Source organism: Acidovorax sp. FG42 (assembly GCF_057809195.1).
Genome location: NZ_JBMDJM010000002.1, coordinates 133,170 through 152,274 on the forward strand (window position 1 = coordinate 133,170; position 19,105 = coordinate 152,274).

Annotated in this window: 21 protein-coding genes; all 21 read left to right on the forward strand. The window is 61.5% G+C overall.

Annotated features, from left to right (window positions below; translation table 11 throughout):
• The first annotated feature begins 65 nt into the window (after positions 1-65).
• Positions 66-248 carry a 50S ribosomal protein L32 gene (rpmF, locus tag ACODSM_RS03175; RefSeq protein WP_005794249.1) on the forward strand — a complete coding sequence of 61 codons (183 nt, stop codon included), beginning with the start codon at positions 66-68 and terminating at the stop codon, positions 246-248.
• 107 nt (positions 249-355) lie between these two features.
• Positions 356-1,408 (forward strand): phosphate acyltransferase PlsX, encoded by a 1,053-nt coding sequence (plsX, locus tag ACODSM_RS03180; protein WP_015013186.1) that lies wholly within the window; start codon positions 356-358, stop codon positions 1,406-1,408.
• On the forward strand, positions 1,408-2,385 hold the full coding sequence (locus ACODSM_RS03185) for a beta-ketoacyl-ACP synthase III (protein ID WP_110959384.1): 978 nt from the start codon (positions 1,408-1,410) through the stop codon (positions 2,383-2,385). The genes plsX and ACODSM_RS03185 overlap by 1 nt, the downstream gene beginning before the upstream one ends.
• Positions 2,386-2,444: 59 nt before the next feature.
• Positions 2,445-3,395: an ACP S-malonyltransferase gene (fabD, locus tag ACODSM_RS03190; RefSeq protein WP_488804311.1), complete on the forward strand. Its 951-nt coding sequence runs from the start codon at positions 2,445-2,447 to the stop codon at positions 3,393-3,395.
• Positions 3,392-4,141 carry a 3-oxoacyl-ACP reductase FabG gene (gene fabG, locus ACODSM_RS03195; RefSeq protein ID WP_015013189.1) on the forward strand — a complete coding sequence of 250 codons (750 nt, stop codon included), beginning with the start codon at positions 3,392-3,394 and terminating at the stop codon, positions 4,139-4,141. Before fabD ends, fabG begins: the two co-directional genes overlap by 4 nt.
• 103 nt (positions 4,142-4,244) lie before the next feature.
• Positions 4,245-4,484 (forward strand): acyl carrier protein, encoded by a 240-nt coding sequence (gene acpP / locus ACODSM_RS03200; RefSeq protein ID WP_003058049.1) that lies wholly within the window; start codon positions 4,245-4,247, stop codon positions 4,482-4,484.
• Positions 4,485-4,532: 48 nt separating this feature from the next.
• Positions 4,533-5,777, forward strand: coding sequence for a beta-ketoacyl-ACP synthase II (gene fabF / locus ACODSM_RS03205; RefSeq protein WP_209817182.1), 1,245 nt, complete (start codon positions 4,533-4,535; stop codon positions 5,775-5,777).
• 433 nt (positions 5,778-6,210) lie between these two features.
• Complete coding sequence (locus ACODSM_RS03210) at positions 6,211-6,420, forward strand: hypothetical protein (protein WP_488804312.1); 210 nt, start codon at positions 6,211-6,213, stop codon at positions 6,418-6,420.
• Positions 6,421-6,426: 6 nt separating this feature from the next.
• Positions 6,427-7,053 carry an RNA polymerase sigma factor RpoE gene (gene rpoE, locus ACODSM_RS03215; RefSeq protein ID WP_015013192.1) on the forward strand — a complete coding sequence of 209 codons (627 nt, stop codon included), beginning with the start codon at positions 6,427-6,429 and terminating at the stop codon, positions 7,051-7,053.
• Positions 7,054-7,062: 9 nt separating this feature from the next.
• On the forward strand, positions 7,063-7,722 hold the full coding sequence (locus ACODSM_RS03220; RefSeq protein ID WP_488804313.1) for a sigma-E factor negative regulatory protein: 660 nt from the start codon (positions 7,063-7,065) through the stop codon (positions 7,720-7,722).
• A 36-nt stretch (positions 7,723-7,758) separates the two neighbouring features.
• Positions 7,759-8,811, forward strand: a complete 1,053-nt coding sequence (locus ACODSM_RS03225; protein ID WP_488804443.1) for a MucB/RseB C-terminal domain-containing protein — start codon at positions 7,759-7,761, stop codon at positions 8,809-8,811.
• Positions 8,812-8,977: 166 nt separating this feature from the next.
• A complete protein-coding gene (locus tag ACODSM_RS03230; protein ID WP_488804314.1) occupies positions 8,978-10,447 on the forward strand; it encodes a DegQ family serine endoprotease in 1,470 nt (489 codons plus the stop codon).
• 511 nt (positions 10,448-10,958) lie between these two features.
• A complete protein-coding gene (gene lepA, locus ACODSM_RS03235) occupies positions 10,959-12,767 on the forward strand; it encodes a translation elongation factor 4 (protein ID WP_110959376.1) in 1,809 nt (602 codons plus the stop codon).
• Positions 12,767-13,741, forward strand: coding sequence for a signal peptidase I (gene lepB, locus ACODSM_RS03240; protein ID WP_209817177.1), 975 nt, complete (start codon positions 12,767-12,769; stop codon positions 13,739-13,741). The genes lepA and lepB overlap by 1 nt, the downstream gene beginning before the upstream one ends.
• Before the next feature lie 37 nt (positions 13,742-13,778).
• Positions 13,779-14,141 (forward strand): DUF4845 domain-containing protein, encoded by a 363-nt coding sequence (locus ACODSM_RS03245; protein WP_488804315.1) that lies wholly within the window; start codon positions 13,779-13,781, stop codon positions 14,139-14,141.
• Entirely contained in the window at positions 14,142-14,825 is a 684-nt protein-coding gene (gene rnc / locus ACODSM_RS03250; RefSeq protein ID WP_015013199.1) for a ribonuclease III, read from the forward strand. It abuts the gene before it with no gap.
• The gene (gene era / locus ACODSM_RS03255) at positions 14,822-15,826 is read left to right on the forward strand and encodes a GTPase Era (protein WP_488804316.1); all 1,005 of its coding nucleotides are present in this window, start codon (positions 14,822-14,824) and stop codon (positions 15,824-15,826) included. The genes rnc and era overlap by 4 nt, the downstream gene beginning before the upstream one ends.
• Before the next feature lie 93 nt (positions 15,827-15,919).
• Complete coding sequence (gene recO, locus ACODSM_RS03260; protein ID WP_488804317.1) at positions 15,920-16,684, forward strand: DNA repair protein RecO; 765 nt, start codon at positions 15,920-15,922, stop codon at positions 16,682-16,684.
• Positions 16,681-17,463 (forward strand): pyridoxine 5'-phosphate synthase, encoded by a 783-nt coding sequence (locus ACODSM_RS03265; RefSeq protein ID WP_343734981.1) that lies wholly within the window; start codon positions 16,681-16,683, stop codon positions 17,461-17,463. Before recO ends, ACODSM_RS03265 begins: the two co-directional genes overlap by 4 nt.
• 58 nt (positions 17,464-17,521) lie before the next feature.
• Positions 17,522-17,929: a holo-ACP synthase gene (gene acpS / locus ACODSM_RS03270; RefSeq protein ID WP_343734982.1), complete on the forward strand. Its 408-nt coding sequence runs from the start codon at positions 17,522-17,524 to the stop codon at positions 17,927-17,929.
• A 63-nt stretch (positions 17,930-17,992) separates the two neighbouring features.
• On the forward strand, positions 17,993-19,084 hold the full coding sequence (gene nagZ / locus ACODSM_RS03275) for a beta-N-acetylhexosaminidase (protein ID WP_343734983.1): 1,092 nt from the start codon (positions 17,993-17,995) through the stop codon (positions 19,082-19,084).
• Positions 19,085-19,105: the final 21 nt, after the last annotated feature.

Here is a 19,105-nt window from a genome sequence, read left to right on the forward strand (position 1 = left end):
GAACCCCATCGTGTCTTTTTGGGCTGATCGCGTTTTTACCAACCTATTCCAGATCAGGAGCCATCATGGCCGTTCAGCAAAACAAAAAGTCCCCTTCCAAGCGCGGTATGCACCGCTCGCACAATGCCCTGAATGTGCCAGGCATTGCCGTGGAACCCACTACCGGTGAAACGCACCTGCGTCACCACATCAGCCCCAACGGTTTCTACCGTGGCCGTCAGGTGCTGAAGAACAAGTCTGAAGCCTGACCTTCACCCCATCCAAAGGCCCGTTGCTACACACCCTGTAGCGCGGGCCTTTGTTTTGACCGTCGTATTCATTTCTCGGCCCTTCGGGCCGACCGGACAAGTCGCCCATGATCACACTGGCTGTTGACTGCATGGGGGGCGACCACGGCCCCCGCGTCACGCTCGCGGCGTGCCGCCAGTTTCTCGACCACCACCCGGATGCCCGCCTGCTGCTAGTTGGCCTGGCGGATAGCCTGCAATCGTTTTCCCACGACCGAGCCACCATCGTGCCAGCTACCGAAGTGGTGGCCATGGACGATCCGGTGGAGGTGGCTTTGCGCAAGAAGAAGGATTCTTCGATGCGGGTTGCCATCCAGCAGGTCAAGGACGGCGCTGCATCGGCGGCGGTGTCTGCCGGCAATACCGGGGCCCTGATGGCCATTGCCCGGTACCTTCTCAAGACGCTGGACGGCATCGACCGGCCCGCCATCGCCACCCAGATGCCCAACGCCACCGGCGGTGCCACAACCGTCCTGGATCTGGGCGCTAATGTCGATTGCTCGGCCGAACATCTGCTTCAGTTTGCCGTGATGGGCTCTGCCCTGGTGTCGGTTCTTCAAGAGGGGGGTGAGCCCACGGTGGGCCTGCTGAATATTGGTGAAGAAGTCATCAAGGGCAGTGAAGTGATCAAAAAAGCGGGTGAATTGCTGCGATCTGCGGCCAATTCCGGTGATTTGAACTTCTATGGCAATGTCGAGGGCAACGATATCTTCAAGGGGACGGTGGATATCGTGGTCTGTGATGGTTTTGTGGGCAATGTGGCGCTCAAGGCCAGCGAAGGTGTGGCCTCGATGATCATCGGAGCACTTAAAACTGAATTTTCGCGCCACATTTTTACCAAAATGGCCGCTATCGTCGCCTATCCGATCTTAAAAGCGTTGATGAAGCGCATGGATTACCGCCGTTATAACGGCGCGGCGCTGCTGGGCCTGCGCGGGCTGGTGTTCAAGAGCCACGGATCGGCAGACGCCATGGCTTTCGAGCAGGCGTTGAACCGGGCGTATGATGCAGCCCGCAACAACCTGCTCGACCGTGTCCGGACCCGGATTGCGCACGCGGCGCCCCTGCTGGCGCCTGCAGATGCCCAGCCCCAGCCTGGCGTTGCGGCGACCGCACAATAATGAGACGTTATTCCCGCATTACCGGCACCGGCAGCTATCTGCCTCCACGCCGGTTGACCAACGCCGATCTGGTTGCAGAACTGGGCCAGCGCGGCATCGAAACCTCGGATGAATGGATTGTGGAGCGCACTGGTATTCGGGCGCGCCACTTTGCTGCGCCGGATGTCACGGCCAGCGACCTCGGTCTGGAGGCTGCGCGCAATGCCTTGCAGGCTGCCAATCTGCAGCCTACTGACATCGATCTGATCATCGTGGCCACATCCACGCCAGACATGGTGTTCCCGTCGGTCGCCTGTATCTTGCAGAACAAGCTGGGCGCCAATGGTTGCCCCGCTTTCGACGTGCAAGCGGTCTGCAGCGGGTTTGTTTATGCCCTGTCCGTGGCGGACTCCATGATCCAGACCGGTGCTGCCAACCGCGCCCTGGTGATTGGCGCCGAAGTTTTCAGCCGCATTCTGGACTTCAACGACCGCACTACTTGTGTGTTGTTCGGAGACGGCGCGGGCGCTGTGGTGCTGGAGGCCTCTGACACACCGGGCATCCTGTCGAGCGACTTGCACGCCGACGGCAAGCATGTTGATATTTTGTGTGTGCCCGGCAATGTGTCTGGCGGCAAGGTCCTTGGCGACCCGGTCCTCAAGATGGACGGGCAGGCGGTCTTCAAGCTGGCAGTCGGTGTGTTGGAGAAGGCGGCCCATGCTGCCCTGGCCAAGGCCGGGCTGACCGAAGCCGATATCGACTGGCTGATCCCGCACCAGGCCAACATCCGCATCATGCAGGGCACTGCCCGCAAACTGAAGATGTCCATGGACAAGGTCGTGGTCACGGTGGACCAGCACGGCAATACTTCGGCGGCGTCCATTCCTCTGGCTCTGGACCATGCGGTGCGCGCCGGCCAGGTCAAGAAAGGCGAAACCCTGCTGCTCGAAGGCGTGGGGGGCGGCTTCACCTGGGGTGCTGTGCTCCTGAAGTTGTAGCTGCTAGCGCAATAAATACTAGCGCTACCGGCCAGTTTCATCATATTTCTGGATTTTTCATGAAGTCTTTTGCATTTGTCTTTCCGGGGCAAGGCTCGCAATCGGTGGGCATGCTGGATGGCTGGGGTGACCACCCGGTGGTGGCTCAGACCCTGAAGGAAGCCTCGGATGCCCTGGGCGAAGATGTTGGCCTGCTGATCAAGGAAGGCCCCAAGGAAGCGTTGGCTCTCACCACCAACACCCAGCCGGTGATGCTGGTCGCGGGTGTGGCGGCATGGCGGGTGTGGCGCGCAGAAGGTGGCGCAGCCCCAGTGGCTGTGGCCGGGCATTCGCTGGGTGAATACTCCGCCCTGGTGGCGGCTGGTGTGCTGACGCTGGCGCAGGCGGCTCCGCTGGTGCGGTTGCGCGCAGCGGCCATGCAAGAGGCGGTGCCCGTCGGGACCGGCGCCATGGCCGCCATTCTGGGCATGGAGGCTTCCAAGGTCATCGCCGGTTGCGCCGAGGCATTGGCCTCGTTCGGCCCGTGCACGGCCGAAGTGGTGGAGGCTGTCAATTTCAACGACCCGATCCAGACCGTGATCGCTGGTACCAAGGCGGCGGTGGACAAGGCCTGCGAAGTGCTCAAGGCGGCGGGTGCCAAGCGTGCATTGCCCCTGCCGGTGTCGGCGCCTTTTCACTCCAGCCTGATGAAGCCGGCCGCTGAAAAGCTGCGTGTGGCGCTGGCAGACGTTGCCTTGACGGCCCCCCAGATTCCGGTGGTCAACAACGTGGACGTGGCGGTGCAGCAGGATGCTGACGCCATTCGTGAAGCGCTCTATCGCCAGGCCTTCGGCCCCGTGCGCTGGGTGGAATGCGTGCAGACGCTCAAGGCGCGCGGAGTGACGCACATCATTGAATGTGGCCCTGGCAAAGTGCTGGCAGGCCTCACCAAACGCATCGATCCCGAGCTGGTTGGTGCTGCATTGTTTGACTCGGCCACGCTGGCCGAAACCCGGGAGTTGTTGGCATGACGGAATCGACCCAGACAGCGGCGCAAGTGGCGCTGGTGACCGGCGCATCGCGCGGCATTGGCGCGGCCATTGCCCTGGAATTGGCGGTGCGCGGCTACCAGGTGGTGGGCACGGCCACCACGGATGAAGGCGCTGCGCGCATCAGCCAGGCGCTGTCGGCTTACCCTGGCTGCCGGGGGGCCAACCTGAACGTGAACGATGTGGCTGCGGTCGAGGCCTTGATGGACGGCATCGTCAAGCAACAGGGTGGTCTGCATGTGCTGGTGAACAACGCCGGCATCACGCGCGACACCCTGGCCATGCGCATGAAGGACGATGACTGGGATGCGGTGCTGGACACCAATCTCAAGGCGGTATTTCGCACGAGCCGGGCAGCTATCCGTCCGATGATGAAGCAGCGCTTCGGGCGCATCATCAGCATCACCAGCGTGGTGGGTGCATCGGGCAATCCAGGTCAGGCCAACTACGCCGCTGCCAAGGCAGGCGTGGCGGGCATGACGCGCGCACTGGCCCGTGAGCTGGGCAGCCGCAACATCACCGTGAACTGCGTGGCGCCCGGTTTTATCGAGACCGACATGACGTCTGTGTTGCCCGAAGATCAGCAAAAAGCGCTCAATGCGCAGATCCCGCTGGGACATATGGGCAAGCCCGCAGACATCGCACACGCGGTGGCCTACCTGGCTTCACGCGAGGCTGGCTACGTGACGGGGCAGGAGTTGCACGTCAATGGCGGCATGTACATGTAATTAAGACAAGTTAACGCCGGTTCATCCGGACGGCGGGTCGTTTAGGGGCTTCTCCTTAAGCGGCTAGAATCGCGGATTCATTCACAACCCCCAGAGGGAAACCATGAGCGATATCGAAGCACGCGTCAAAAAAATCATTGCCGAACAACTCGGTGTGGAAGAGTCCCAAGTCACCAATGAAAAGGCCTTCGTGGCAGACCTCGGTGCCGACTCGCTCGACACGGTGGAACTGGTGATGGCTCTGGAAGACGAGTTCGGCATCGAGATCCCGGACGAAGACGCCGAGAAGATCACCACGGTGCAAAACGCCATCGACTACGCCAACACCCACCAGAAGGCCTGAGCGGCGCCCTGCGCCTGACTCAAGCGATCAGCAGAAGGTTTTATACGCATGAGCCGTCGTCGCGTTGTCGTGACCGGCCTGGGTTGCGTCAGCCCCGTGGGTAACACGGTGGCCGATTCCTGGGCCAACCTCCTTGCCGGCCAATCCGGCATTGACCTCATCACCAAGTTCGACGCGTCGAACTTCGCCTGCAAGATTGCGGGAGAGGTCAAAGGTCTTGACCTGGAGTCGTACATCAGCGCCAAGGACGCGCGCGCGATGGACACCTTCATCCACTACGGCATTGCTGCCGCGGCGCAGGCCGTGCAGGACGCAGGGCTTCCCACAGGGGAAGCGCTCAGTGAGGAGTTCGCCACACGCATTGCCTGCGTGATTGGCTCCGGCATTGGCGGCCTGCCGCTGATCGAAGACACCCACGCCGAACTGGTCAGCCGTGGACCCCGGCGTATCACCCCATTTTTTGTCCCTGCGTCCATCATCAACATGGTGGCAGGGCATGTGTCCATGCGTTTTGGCTTCAAGGGCCCCAACCTTGCTGTGGTGACTGCCTGCACAACGGGTTTGCACTGCATTGGCGAGGCGGGACGCATGATTGAATACGGCGATGCCGACGTGGTCGTGGCCGGCGGGACCGAATCCACGGTGTCCCCATTGGGCATTGGCGGGTTTGCCGCCATGCGCGCACTGTCCACCCGCAACGACGATCCCAAGACGGCATCCCGCCCATGGGACAAGGACCGCGACGGTTTTGTGCTCGGCGAGGGCGCTGGCGTGATGGTGCTGGAAGAGTATGAGCACGCCAAGGCCCGAGGTGCCAAGATTTACGCCGAACTCAGCGGCTTTGGCATGAGCGCAGATGCTGGGCACATGACGGCTCCCAACATGGACGGGCCTCGGCGCGCCATGCTCAGTGCACTGCGCAATGCCGGGATCAATGTGGATCAGGTGGACTATCTCAATGCCCACGGCACGTCCACCCCCTTGGGCGACATCAACGAAACCAACGCGATCAAGGCGGCCTTGGGCGACCATGCCTACAAGACCGTGGTGAGCTCCACCAAGTCCATGACGGGCCACTTGCTTGGTGGTGCGGGCGGTATTGAGAGCGTGTTCACCGTGCTCGCCCTGCACGAACAAAAAGTGCCACCCACCATCAACCTGTTCAACCAGGACCCGGAATGTGATCTGGACTACTGTGCCAACACGGCGCGGGACATGAAGATCGACGTGGCCGTCAAGAACAACTTCGGTTTTGGTGGTACCAACGGAACGCTGGTGTTCAAACGCGTCTGATTGGGCGCAAACATCACGGATTCGGTTGCAACAAGCATTGCTTGTCCGCTTGCGACCGTCCTCCCAAAGGAGTACGTCGTCGTTTTTTTGGCGCTCGCAGGCATTCGGTCTGTCGGCCTGAGCAGGTAGTCCTGTGACACTGCTCTCAAGGCGTGCTCCTTCTGTTCAGTACCCGCTGCGGCGCAGCAGGGTGTTGGGTGCATTGCTATTGGCTCTTTTGTTCACCGGGGCCGGGGTCGTGGCTGCTTGGGTGAGCTCTGGGGCGCGCGATGCAGTTGTATCGGCTGCTGTGGCCCTCGGACTCTGGCTGTTGGCAGCGGCGGGTGCAGCCCATTTCTGGTGGGGTCAGCCTCGCGGAGTGCTGCAATTCGATGGTCAAGCCTGGACGCTGGGCCAAACGGCAAAGTCCTTTAGCGGGCCACTGGCGCTTTCTGTGCCTCCCGAGGTCTTGCTGGATCTGCAGGTGCACCTGTGGGTGCGCATCGTGCCCATAGGGCATTCGGCCCAGTGGTTATGGCTGGAGCGCTCCAGCCAGCCTGAGCGCTGGATGGACTTGCGCCGTGCGGTATATTCGCGCGCCAGATCGGGCGTTGACAACGCTGACGAAACCGCCCGGCAAGCTGTTGCAGGGCGTGAATCCTGAGTATCCATGACTGTAATTCCGCCTTCCCCCTCCGAAGACAGCGATCTCCAACTGGTGGAGCGCACGGTAGCGGGCGACCAGCGCGCCTATGAATTGCTGGTCATCAAGTACCAGCGTCGCATCGAGCGACTCATCGGACGTATGGTGCGTGACACGGACTTGGTCCAGGACATTGCCCAGGAAACCTTCATTCGCGCCTATCGGGCGCTGCACCAGTTCCGTGGCGACGCCCAGTTCTACACCTGGCTGTACCGGATTGCCGTCAACACCGCCAAAAAGGCGCTGATGGACATGAAGCGCAACCCGGTCATTTCTGAAAATGCCTTCCGGGGTTCCGAGGATGAGGATGAAACTTCCCGCCTTGGACACGAACTAACCAGCGACGAAACCCCAGAAACTGTCCTTGCGGCCCAAGAAATAGCGCAGGTCGTGAATGCAGCCATGGAGGCCTTGCCTGACGATCTGCGCCAAGCGGTCACGCTGCGAGAGATCGAGGGGCTCAGTTACGAAGAAATTGCAACCGCAATGGGATGTCCCATAGGTACGGTGCGGTCTCGAATTTTTCGGGCGCGCGAAGCCATTTCGGCCAAAGTGCGCCCCTTGCTCGAAAACCAGTCGGGCAAACGGTGGTGAGGTGATCGAATGAACAAGGCAGAAACAGGTATCCATACCCCGGCAGAACTTGACTTGCGCGAAGTCCAGAGCGAGCAGTTGTCGGCGCTGGCAGACGGTCAGCTGCAAGGTGACGAGTTCGCCGCTGCGCTGGTGTGGGCGGCGGAAGATGAAGGACGAGACACCTGGGGGGTGTATCACCTTGTGGGCGATGTGTTGCGCTCCTCTGACTTGGCCCGGCCAGTCAATCCGGCATTTCTGTCCCGTTTGCGTGACGAGCTTGCCAAGGAAGCGCCGCCACAGCGCCCTCAGGCTCCGGTTGAACTGGACCCACTAGACCATATAGCAGCTCACTTGCCGGAGGCCGCCAATGCTTCGGTGTTCCGCTGGAAGATGGTGGCGGGTTTTGCATCGCTGGCCGCCGTGGCGGCCATCGGCTGGACCTCGTTCTCCCAACTCCAGGGTGCCGGCGGGTCGGGGGCGCAACTGGCCGCATCCTCCCCCGAGCGCTCGACGGCGCAAGGCGCGCCTGTGGTTGCCGTTGCAGACGCAGACGGTCAGCAGGTGATGATCCGCGACCCCCGTTTGGACGAGTTGCTGGCCGCCCATAAGCAGTTCGGCAGCACATCGGCCCTGCAGATGCCGGCGGGCTTTTTGCGCAACGCGACGTTTGAGACCCCTGGCCGCTGAACCGTGGATGGTAATTTCTGGCGCTGAGATCGTGTGATGAGCCCCTCTGGAGTAGTGAAGATCTTTGGAATTTCTCGGGTTCGATGGTTTGGCTCGCTGATCGCTGCGGCACTTTGCGGACTGAGCGTGCATACTGCGGCGGCGGCTCCCGCCGAATCAGCTGCCAGTGCACCGGCTGAGCGCGATATGGCGCAGTGGATTGAGCGCATGCACAGCGCGCCCTGCAGCCGCGCTTATGCCGGTACGTTCGTGGTGTTGTCAGCCAACGGCGCCATGTCCAGCTCACGCATCTGGCATGCATGCGACGGCCAGCAGCAGCTGGAGCGGGTGGAGTCGCTAAGTGGCACTCCGCGCACCGTCTATCGGCGCAATGATGAAGTTCGCACTTTTCTGCCCCAGGTGCGCGTCGTGCGCTCGGACCGTCGCGATGTGTCCGGGCTCTTTCCGCGCGTTCCTGTCGTCAGCGGAACGTCGATCGCCCAGTTTTACACACCCCGCCTGCTGGGCCAGGAGCGGGTGGCTGGGTTCATGTCTGACGTGGTCTCGTTTCAGCCTGCGGACACTCTGCGCTTCGGTTACCGGCTCTGGAGCGAGCGCGAGACCGGCTTGGTGGTGAAGCTGCAGACGCTGGCGGCGGACGGTCGGGTGCTGGAGCAGGCGGCTTTTTCCGAGCTGGACTTCAACGCGCCGGTGAAGGTGGAGCAGCTGTCGCGTCTGATGGATGCGACTGCAGGTTACAAGGTGGTCGCCCCTTCCGTCGTCAAGACCACGGCGAAGGCGGAAGGTTGGGTCTTACGCCAGCCCGTGACAGGTTTTGTGCCTGTCAGTTGCCATCGCAGGGCGGTATCCGATGGTCCGGACGCCCCCAGTGTCTTGCAGTGTCTGTACTCCGATGGGTTGGCTTCGGTATCGCTTTTCGTCGAGCCGTTTGACCCCCAGCGCCATCCTGCGCAGCCCCAGGTGTCCAGCATGGGGGCTACCCAGTTGCTGGCCCAACGCGGGCCGTCAGACATGTGGCTGACTGCGGTGGGCGAGGTGCCACTGCAGACGCTGCGCCTCTTTGTCGGCCAACTGGAGCGCGTGCGCTGACAGGTGATGTAGGTCTGAAGCGGTGTCGTCCCATCGCTCGCGGACCTGTGGATCGTCGTGGGGTCATGGTGGCAGCCACGTATCCCGGGAACCATTTAGCGTCACACTCTTCACAGTCACACACAATTCGTGAACAGCATTCGCCAAGAATCAAGAAAGGTCGAAGATGCCGAAGTTTGATGGAAGTATGTTGCGTTCGGTGGCAGTGGCATGCCTGATGGGTGGTTTAGCCACTATGTCGTTAGCGCCCCATGCGGCGTTGGCGCAGCCTGCACCACTGGTTCGAGGCTTGCCTGATTTCACCGATCTGGTGGATCAGGTGGGGCCTTCGGTGGTCAACATCCGCACTGTCGAGAAAGTGTCCAGTCGCTCCAATGCCAACGGCATGGACGAAGAGATGCTCGAATTCTTCCGCCGGTTTGGTGTTCCAATCCCCAACGTCCCGCGGCAGCAGCGGCCCCAACGACCCCAGCAGGAGGAAGAGGCTCAGCCACGCGGCGTGGGGTCGGGGTTCATCTTGACGTCGGACGGGTTCGTGATGACGAACGCGCACGTGGTCGATGGTGCCGATGAAGTCATCGTGACTTTGACCGACAAGCGCGAGTTCAAGGCGCGTATCGTGGGTGCCGACAAGCGCACCGATGTAGCGGTGGTGAAGATCGAGGCGTCCGGACTGCCTGCGGTCAAGGTGGGCGACGTGAGCCGTCTCCGCGTGGGTGAATGGGTGATGGCGATTGGCTCACCCTTTGGGCTGGAGAACACAGTGACGGCAGGCATCGTCAGCGCCAAGCAGCGGGACACGGGCGACTACCTCCCCTTCATTCAGACAGATGTGGCCATCAACCCCGGAAACTCTGGCGGACCGCTGATCAACATGCGGGGCGAGGTGGTTGGCATCAACAGCCAGATCTATTCCCGCTCGGGGGGGTTCATGGGGATCTCATTCGCAATTCCCATGGATGAAGCCATCCGTGTGAGTGATCAACTGCGCGCGTCGGGTCGTGTGACGCGTGGCCGCATCGGCGTGCAGATCGGGCCAGTCACCAAGGACGTTGCCGAATCGATTGGTCTGGGCAAGGCGCAAGGAGCCTTGGTAACGGGGGTGGAGGCTGGATCGCCTGCCGACAAGGCCGGCGTGGAGGCGGGCGACATCATCACGCGGTTTGATGGCAAGCCGATTGAGAAAGTGGCAGACCTGCCACGCTTGGTTGGTAACACCAAGCCGGGTAACCGCAGCTCCGTCACGGTGTTCCGTCGCGGTGCCTCGCGTGATCTGGCGATCACCATTGCGGAGATCGAGCCAGACAAGCCAGCGACCAAAGTAGCTGAGCGCGAAGAGAAGCCCAAGGCCTCGGCGGCTGCGCAGCAGATGGGTTTGTCTGTGACCGACCTGACGGATGCCCAGAAGAAAGAGCTCAAGCTCAAGGGCGGTGTGGTGGTGGCTGCCGCTACGGATGCTGCCGCACGCGCGGGCCTGCGCGAAGGGGACATCATCTTGTCGGTGGCCAACACGGAAGTCTCGGGCGTGAAAGAGTTCGAGACCGTGCTGTCCAAGGCCGATAAGAGCAAGCCTATTAATGTGCTCTATCGCCGCGGCGAGTGGGCGCAGTACGCGCTGATTCGTCCTGGCAAGTGAGCTGGGCAGAGGCGTGAGGGGAATGGCTCCGCCCGGGGCGATTCCCTACTCAGAATGGGGGACTTTGCCGTGATCGCTGAATTTTTGACAGGTCGATCGCTGGCGCCGCAATGAGTCTAGATGTTAGCTTTTGCTAACTTTTTAAAGGGCCATCAACCACTTTCGATAGAATAGAGGCCGGCGTTCAACGCTTATCTGCATATCGACCGGCTCTGTGTTCACGATGTGGGATGTTTTTGTGCAATGCACAGTTGATCCACAGCTCGCCCACAAGTTGTTCAGCGTTGTTTGTGTGTGGACTGTGCATAAACTGTGTATAAAATCCCTGTTGCACCATGGCAACTTCCCTCAGATACCGGGGGGTGGGCTTTTTCAGTTGGCCTTTTTGCCTACAATGAAGCTCCAACTATCGCAGTTGCCAATGATTGTTGGTTCAGGGCGCGTCGCCACTCGACGCGCCCTTTTTTCTTGTGCGCGCTGTTTTAATTCAATCACTTGACGCTTTCCGTTGATGAATCACATCAGAAATTTTTCCATCATTGCGCACATCGACCATGGCAAGTCGACGCTGGCCGACCGCTTGATCCAGCGGTGTGGAGGTCTTGCAGACCGTGAGATGGAGGCCCAGGTCCTGGACTCGATGGACATCGAAAAAGAGCGTGGGATAACCATCAAGGCGCAGACCGCTGCGCTGCATTACAAGGCACGCGATGGGCAGGTCTACAACCTCAATCTGATCGACACACCTGGCCATGTGGACTTCTCGTACGAGGTCAGCCGTTCGTTGTCTGCGTGCGAGGGCGCACTACTGGTCGTGGATGCATCGCAAGGGGTGGAGGCACAGACTGTGGCCAACTGCTACACCGCGCTGGATCTCGGTGTCGAAGTGCTGCCCGTGCTCAACAAGATGGACCTGCCACAGGCCGACCCCGACAACGCAAAGGCCGAGATCGAGGATGTCATCGGCATCGATGCCACGGATGCCATCCCATGCTCGGCCAAGACGGGCATGGGCATCGATGAAATCCTAGAACTGATCGTCGCGAAGGTGCCAGCACCCCGTGGCAATCCCGATGCCCCACTGCGTGCGATGATCATTGACAGCTGGTTCGACCCATACGTCGGTGTGGTGATGCTGGTGCGCGTGGTAGATGGTCGCCTGCTCAAAGGCGAGCGCATCAAGATGATGGCATCGGGTGCGGCCTACAACGCTGACAACCTGGGTGTGTTCACGCCCGCCAACTCACCGCGCGACGCCCTCAATGCGGGCGAGGTGGGCTACATCATTGCGGGTATCAAGGAGCTGAAGGCCGCGAAGGTGGGCGACACCATCACGCTGGAAAAGAAGCTACCCAACAACCTGGGCCCGGCCGATCAGGCACTCCCCGGCTTCAAGGAAATCCAGCCCCAGGTGTTCGCCGGTCTCTACCCGACCGAAGCCAGCGAATACGACCAGCTGCGCGACGCGCTGGAAAAGCTCCAGCTCAATGACGCCTCGCTGCACTTTGAGCCCGAGGTGTCGCAAGCGTTGGGTTTCGGCTTCCGCTGCGGCTTCCTGGGCCTCTTGCACATGGAGATCGTTCAGGAACGTCTGGAGCGCGAGTTCGACCAGGACCTGATCACCACCGCGCCCAGCGTGGTGTACGAAGTGGTCAAGGGTGACGGCGAAGTCATCATGGTGGAGAACCCCTCCAAGATGCCAGAGCAGGGGCGTATCCAGGAGATCCGCGAGCCCATCGTCACGGTGCATCTGTACATGCCGCAGGAATATGTGGGCCCGGTGATGACGCTGGCCAACCAGAAGCGCGGCGTGCAGTTGAACATGGCCTACCATGGCCGCCAGGTGATGTTGACCTACGAGTTGCCGCTGGGCGAGATCGTGCTGGACTTCTTCGACAAGCTCAAGTCCGTGTCGCGCGGCTACGCCTCCATGGACTACGAGTTCAAGGAGTACCGCGCCTCCGATGTGGTGAAGGTGGACATCCTGCTCAACGGCGAAAAGGTCGATGCGCTGTCCATCATCGTCCACCGCAGCCAGTCGGCCTACCGTGGCCGCGCGGTGGCGGCCAAGATGCGCGAGATCATCAGCCGCCAGATGTTCGATGTGGCGATTCAGGCCGCCATCGGCGCCAACATCATCGCCCGCGAGACCATCAAGGCCCTGCGCAAGAACGTGCTGGCCAAGTGCTATGGGGGCGACATCACCCGCAAGCGCAAGCTGCTGGAGAAGCAGAAAGCAGGCAAGAAGCGCATGAAACAGATTGGATCGGTCGAGGTGCCCCAGGAGGCATTTTTGGCCATTTTGCAGGTGGAAGACTGATGCAGTTCATGCAAATTTTGACGTCGCTGGTGCTGGCGGCCTTTGTGGGTTACATCGGTGCCTGGTACACCGGGGCGATCGAGGGCAACTTTGCGCTGCTCCTGTTCCTTGCGACGGTCGTCACCGGTGTTTACTGGCTGGCGGAGCGCATTTATTTCCTGCCTCGCCGGCGGCGTGCAGCCCAGGCCATTGAAGATGCAGCCGCCGAGCGGCGCGCTGAATTGGATCGCATGGGGATCCAGAAGGTGGACGTGGATGTGCAGGAAGCCAAGGGTCGCATCCTCATGCAGCCCTGGTGGCTGGACTGGACGGCGGGCTTGTTCCCTGTGATTGCGGCCGTTTTCTTCTTGCGTTCGTTTCTGTTTGAGCCCTTCAAGATCCCGTCGGGGTCCATGATCCCGACCCTGCTGGTGGGCGACCTGATTCTGGTGAACAAATTCACATACGGTATCCGGCTGCCGGTCATTAACACACGGCTGACAGAAGGCACCCGGCCCGTGCGCGGCGATGTGCTGGTATTTCGCTACCCGCCACAACCGAGCATGGACTACATCAAGCGGGTGGTGGGTGTGCCGGGCGACGAGGTGGCTTACATCAACAAGCGCCTCACCATCAATGGCAAAGCGCTAGATACGAAAGCCTTGCCCGACTTCTTTGAAGAAGACTCGATGCGGTACTTCAAGCAGTTCGAAGAGCAACTAGGCGACAAGCCACACCGGTTGTTGAACAACCCCGATGTGCCCGCTTTTGTACAAGGCGCCAGCAATTTTGCCTATCGTGAAAACTGCCGCTACAGTGTGGAAGGTGTCACCTGCAAGGTGCCGGAGGGGCACTACTTCATGATGGGTGACAACCGCGATAACTCACTGGATTCCCGTTACTGGGGGTTCGTGCCCGAGGGCAATATTGTGGGCAAAGCCTTTTTTGTCTGGATGAATTTCGGTAATCTCAAGCGCATCGGCTCGTTCCATTGAGCATTGGGGATTGCTAACAACATTGAGGGGATCATTGATGAAGACACATCGCACTGCAAGCCGTTCGAGTCAACGTGGGCTGTCATTTTTTGGATTGGTTTTTATTGGTGTCATCGCTGTAGCGGTCTTCGCTATTGGGGGGCAATCGGTGCCAATCTTTTTGGAATATGCCTCCGCGAAGAAGGCCATTGAGAAGGCCAAGGTGGAGGCTACGGTGCCTGGTGTGCGCGCTGCATTCGACCGAGCGGCAGCGATTGACGACATCACATCCATCAAAGGCTCTGACCTCGAAGTAACAAAGCGCGGTGACAAGGTCGTGGTTTCGTTCAAATACTCGCGCGAGATTCCCCTGGCGGGTCCAGCCTATTTGGTCTACCGTTTTGAAGCTCAGACAAACTAGGTGCAGGCCGGTCTTTTAGCGCTGCAGGGGCGCCTGCAGCATGTTTTTTCTGATCCCTCGCTGCTACAGCGCGCCACCACGCACCGCAGCTTTTCGGCCGACCACAACGAGCGGCTTGAATTCCTGGGTGATTCCGTCTTGAACCTGGCGGTGGCCAGTTTGTTGTACCAGCGGCTGTCGGCCTTGCCGGAGGGTGATCTATCGCGTGTTCGGGCCAATCTGGTCAAGCAAGACACGCTGCACCAACTGGCTGTGCGACTCAAAGTGTCCGAGGTGTTGCGTCTGGGCGAGGGCGAGGCCAAGTCAGGCGGGCAGCAGCGGCCCTCCATCCTTGCGGACGCATTGGAAGCCCTGATCGGTGCGGTGTATCTGGACGCTGGCTATGCCAGCGCAGAAGCCCTGGTGCACCGCCTTTTCCAGGGCGTGGAGATCAATCCGCAGATGCAGGCAGCGTCCAAGGACGCGAAAACCGCGTTGCAGGAGTGGCTCCAGGGCCGCAAAATGAAGCTGCCGCAGTACAAGGTGGTGGCGACCGTGGGGGCGGCCCACCGCCAGACCTTCGACGTCGAGTGCGATATTCCCGAACTGGGTCTGACCGAGCGTGGCATCGGCGGGTCCCGCAGGGCGGGCGAGCAAGCCGCCGCTGCGGCCATGCTGGCCACATTGAAAGCAAAGAATTTATGAATGACGCTACCAAAGACGTAGCTGCTGACGACGGCGCTGAAAGCGCCCCGGTGCAAAACGATCTGGACGCCATGCTGGCTGCTGCGGGCGCGCCTGCTGCAGTGCCTGGCCAGCGCTGCGGCGTGATCGCCATTGTGGGCAAGCCCAATGTGGGCAAGTCCACCCTGCTCAATGCCCTCGTGGGGCAGAAGATCAGCATCACCTCGCGCAAGGCGCAGACCACGCGCCACCGCATCACGGGCATTCGTACCCTGGATCAGACGCAGTTCATTTTTGTGGACACCCCGGGCTTCCAGACCCGGCACGCCACCGCCCTCAACAAGTCGCTCAACAAGACCGTGATGGGCGCGATTGGGGACGTGGACCTGATCCTCTTCGTGGTCGAGGCTGGCAATTTCACCCTGGCCGACGCCAAGGTGCTGTCGCTGTTCAAGCCCGGCATTCCCACGCTGCTGGTGGCCAACAAGCTGGACATGGTGCATCGCCGTGCCGAGCTGGCGCCTTGGCTCAAGAGCATGCAGGAGCGCCATCCGTTCGCCGAATTTGTGCCGATGTCGGCCAAGAACAAGGGTGACATCGAGCGCTTGTTTGGCATCTGCGCCAAATACCTGCCCGAGCAGCCTTGGTGGTACGGCGAGGATGAGCTGACCGACCGCAGCGAGAAGTTTCTGGCCTCCGAAACCGTGCGCGAAAAGCTGTTCCGCTTTACGGGCGATGAGCTGCCCTACACCTCGACCGTGGTCATCGACAAATTTGACGAGGAAAAGAGCAAGCAGCACAAGCGCTTGGTCAAGATCGCCGCCACCATCGTGGTGGAGCGCGAGAACCACAAGATGATGGTCATCGGGGACAAGGGCGAGCGCCTCAAGCGCATTGGCACTGAAGCCCGCCAAGAGCTGGAAAAGCTCATGGACGCCAAGGTGTTCCTGGAGCTGTGGGTCAAGGTCCGCTCCGGCTGGGCCGATGACGAAGCCCGGGTGCGCTCCTTCGGCTACGAGTGAGTCCCGAACGCTGACTTTCCCTTCCTCCCGCTCGCGCAGACCGCAGCGGGCGTCACAGGCGATCCTTTCCCACCCCTCCATCCCTGCAGCACCGTGGCCGTAGCCAAGCGCGTTTCCGATGAGCCTGCGTTCGTGCTGCACAGCTACGACTGGAGCGAGTCCAGCTTGATCCTGGAGGTCTTCTGCCGCCAGCAAGGGCGAACTGCTCTGGTGGCCAAAGGGGCCAAGAAGCCCAGCTCCAACTTCCGCCCGGTGCTGCTGCCGCTGCAGCCCTTGCTGGTGACCTACACGCTCACGGGCGATGGCCATGCGGACATCCATACGCTCAAGGGCGCGGAGTGGGTGGGCGGGCATGTGATGCCCACGGGGGATGCCCTGCTGTCGGGCATGTACCTCAACGAACTGTTGCTTCGCCTGCTGGCGCGTGCAGACCCGCACCCAGCCTTGTTTGATGCCTATGCAGGCGTGGTGCGCGTGCTGGCCAGCGAACATGGCGATGCGCTGGAGGCGGTGCTGCGCAGTTTCGAGCTGCTGCTTCTGCGCGAGATTGGCCTCTTGCCCGGTCTGGATGTGCAGACCATGACCTTCGACCCCCTTGAACCCAACGCCCGCTACACGCTGGTGCCCGAAGGCGGCTTGCGCGCCGCGTCCGCCGCAGACCGTGCAGGCCTGACAGGCAGCCAGTGGCGGGCCTTGCAGCGTGGCCTGGATGATGTGGCCAGCTACACCGCCACCTTGCGCGCGTGCGCCCCCGTGGCGACCGAACTCAAGCCGCAGCTGCGTGCCTTGCTGCAATACCATTGCGGTAGCCCGACGCTGCGCACCCGCCAGCTCATGATTGATTTGCAGGCTCTATGAATCCATCCTCCCGTTCCGTCCAGCGCACCGCCTTGTCCGTCAACGTCAACAAGGTGGCCCTGCTGCGCAACACGCGCCATCTAGGCATTCCCAGCGTCATCCGCGCGGCCGAGCTGTGCCTGAAGGCGGGGGCCCAGGGCATCACCGTGCACCCCCGCCCCGACGAACGCCATATCCGCAGCCAGGACGTGTTTGAGCTGGCAACGCTGATGAAGGCCTGGCCCGACCGCGAATACAACATCGAGGGCAACCCTTCGCAGAACCTGATGGACTTCATCCGTCAGGTGCGCCCCCACCAAGCGACCTTTGTCCCCGACAGCGAGGACCAGTTCACCAGCGACCACGGCTGGAGCTTTCCGCAAGATGCCGAGCGCCTGGCGCCCCTGGTGGCCGAATGCAAGGCGCTGGGTGTGCGCGTGAGTCTCTTCATGGACCCTGTGCCCGAGCAGATGGCCGCCGCCATGGCGGTGGGCGCCGACCGGGTGGAGCTGTACACCGAGCCCTATGCAGCCGCCTGGGGCTCGCCGCAGCAGGCGGTGGAGCTGAAACGCTACGCTGCAGCCGCCCAGGCGGCGCTGGATGCAGGCTTGGGCGTGAATGCGGGTCATGACCTCAATCGGGACAACCTGGCGGCCTTTGTGCGCGAAGTGCCGGGCGTGCTCGAGGTCTCGATCGGCCATGCGCTGATCGCCGATGCGCTGGAGCTGGGCTACACAGCCACCGTACAGGCCTACCTGGATTGTATTGCACAGGGGTTTGCGGTTGCTGGAGACTCCTGATTTGATAGCTGCAACCGCATATTGCACTAGCGCTTGCAGCCATTTTGATTGAAATTTCATGATTTACGGCATCGGTACCGACATCTGCGACGTGCGCCGCATCGCGGCCAGCTTGGCCCGCCATGGCGACCGGTTTGCAGAAAAGGTGTTGGCCGAGGGCGAACTGGCTACTTGGCGTGAACGCAGCGCGCGCTGGCCCGACCGGGGCTTGCGCTACCTGGCCACCCGGTTCTCCGCCAAGGAGGCCTTCAGCAAGGCGATTGGCCTGGGCATGCGCATGCCCATGACCTGGCGCCATTGCGAGGTCGCCAAGCTACGCAGCGGCCAGCCCGTCATCGTGCTGCACGGCGCGCTCAAGGATTGGTTTGAGGCCCAGGGCCTGCAGGCGCACCTGAGCGTGACTGACGAGACCGACTACGCCGCCAGCTTCTGTGTGGTGGAGAAAATTCAAACCCAATCACCTTGAAGCGCTGGATTGATATGCGCTGATAGCTATCCATTGAGTAGCAATTGCCCTTTGAAACCTTCCATGACTGAACACGCACCTCTGATCCTTGACGTCGCTGGTACCACCCTCGGCGCCGATGACCGCCGTCGCCTGGCGCACCCGCTCACGGGTGGCGTCATCCTGTTTGCCCGCAACTGGGAAAACCGCGCGCAGCTGCTGCAGCTCACCAGCAGCATCAAGGCCGTGCGCGACGACCTGCTGATCTGTGTGGACCACGAAGGCGGCCGCGTGCAGCGCTTTCGCACCGATGGCTTCACCCACCTGCCGCCCATGCGCGCGCTGGGCGAGATGTGGATGGACGATGGCAAGGGCGCCAAGGCCGTGCCCGGCAGCGGTGCCCTGCGCGCCACCAACGCAGCCACGGCGGCGGGCTATGTGCTGGGCGCGGAGCTGCGCGCCTGCGGCGTGGACTTCAGCTTTACACCGGTGCTGGACCTCGATTGGGGGGAAAGTGGTGTGATCGGCGACCGCTCCTTCCACCGCGACCCCCGGGTAGTGGCGCTGCTCGCCAAGAGCCTCATGCACGGCCTGCTGCAGGCGGGCATGGCCAACTGCGGCAAACATTTCCCTGGTCACGGCTTCGTCAAGGCCGATTCGCACACTGAAGTTCCTGTGGACAAGCGCAGCCTCAAGGCCATCCTGGCCGATGATGCAGCGCCGTACCCCTGGCTCAGCAGCACGCTCACCAGCGTGATGCCGGCCCACGTGATCTATCCCAAGGTCGACAGCCGCCCCGCCGGTTTTTCGCAGCGCTGGCTGCAAGACATCCTGCGCCGCCAGATGTGCTTTGACGGCGCCATCTTCAGCGACGACCTCAGCATGGAAGGGGCCCGCCGCCTGGATGGCCAAGTGGTCAGCTACACCGACGCCGCCGTGGCGGCGCTGGAGGCGGGTTGCGACCTGGTGCTGTTGTGCAACCAGAGCGTGGGGGATGGCAAGGCCGTGGACGAACTCATCGAAGGCCTGGAAAAGGCCCAGCAGCAAGGCCGCTGGCAGCCGAGTGTGGACAGCGAATCCCGCCGCCTGGCGCTGCTGCCCGAAACCCTGCCGCAGGCCTGGGACGAACTCATGTACCAGCCCGCTTACCTGCAGGCGCTCGACCTGTTGCCCTGACCTGGTTGGTAATGAGGCGTT

Excerpts from the sequence above, each read along its gene's own strand:
- rpmF (WP_005794249.1), top strand. The coding sequence starts at position 66 with ATGGCCGTTCAGCAAAACAAAAAGTCCCCTTCCAAGCGCGGTATGCAC.
- plsX (WP_015013186.1), top strand. The coding sequence starts at position 356 with ATGATCACACTGGCTGTTGACTGCATGGGGGGCGACCACGGCCCCCGC.
- ACODSM_RS03185 (WP_110959384.1), top strand. The coding sequence starts at position 1,408 with ATGAGACGTTATTCCCGCATTACCGGCACCGGCAGCTATCTGCCTCCA.
- fabD (WP_488804311.1), top strand. The coding sequence starts at position 2,445 with ATGAAGTCTTTTGCATTTGTCTTTCCGGGGCAAGGCTCGCAATCGGTG.
- fabG (WP_015013189.1), top strand. The coding sequence starts at position 3,392 with ATGACGGAATCGACCCAGACAGCGGCGCAAGTGGCGCTGGTGACCGGC.
- acpP (WP_003058049.1), top strand. The coding sequence starts at position 4,245 with ATGAGCGATATCGAAGCACGCGTCAAAAAAATCATTGCCGAACAACTC.
- fabF (WP_209817182.1), top strand. The coding sequence starts at position 4,533 with ATGAGCCGTCGTCGCGTTGTCGTGACCGGCCTGGGTTGCGTCAGCCCC.
- rpoE (WP_015013192.1), top strand. The coding sequence starts at position 6,427 with ATGACTGTAATTCCGCCTTCCCCCTCCGAAGACAGCGATCTCCAACTG.
- ACODSM_RS03220 (WP_488804313.1), top strand. The coding sequence starts at position 7,063 with ATGAACAAGGCAGAAACAGGTATCCATACCCCGGCAGAACTTGACTTG.
- ACODSM_RS03225 (WP_488804443.1), top strand. The coding sequence starts at position 7,759 with ATGAGCCCCTCTGGAGTAGTGAAGATCTTTGGAATTTCTCGGGTTCGA.
- ACODSM_RS03230 (WP_488804314.1), top strand. The coding sequence starts at position 8,978 with ATGCCGAAGTTTGATGGAAGTATGTTGCGTTCGGTGGCAGTGGCATGC.
- lepA (WP_110959376.1), top strand. The coding sequence starts at position 10,959 with ATGAATCACATCAGAAATTTTTCCATCATTGCGCACATCGACCATGGC.
- lepB (WP_209817177.1), top strand. The coding sequence starts at position 12,767 with ATGCAGTTCATGCAAATTTTGACGTCGCTGGTGCTGGCGGCCTTTGTG.
- ACODSM_RS03245 (WP_488804315.1), top strand. The coding sequence starts at position 13,779 with ATGAAGACACATCGCACTGCAAGCCGTTCGAGTCAACGTGGGCTGTCA.
- era (WP_488804316.1), top strand. The coding sequence starts at position 14,822 with ATGAATGACGCTACCAAAGACGTAGCTGCTGACGACGGCGCTGAAAGC.
- ACODSM_RS03265 (WP_343734981.1), top strand. The coding sequence starts at position 16,681 with ATGAATCCATCCTCCCGTTCCGTCCAGCGCACCGCCTTGTCCGTCAAC.
- acpS (WP_343734982.1), top strand. The coding sequence starts at position 17,522 with ATGATTTACGGCATCGGTACCGACATCTGCGACGTGCGCCGCATCGCG.
- nagZ (WP_343734983.1), top strand. The coding sequence starts at position 17,993 with ATGACTGAACACGCACCTCTGATCCTTGACGTCGCTGGTACCACCCTC.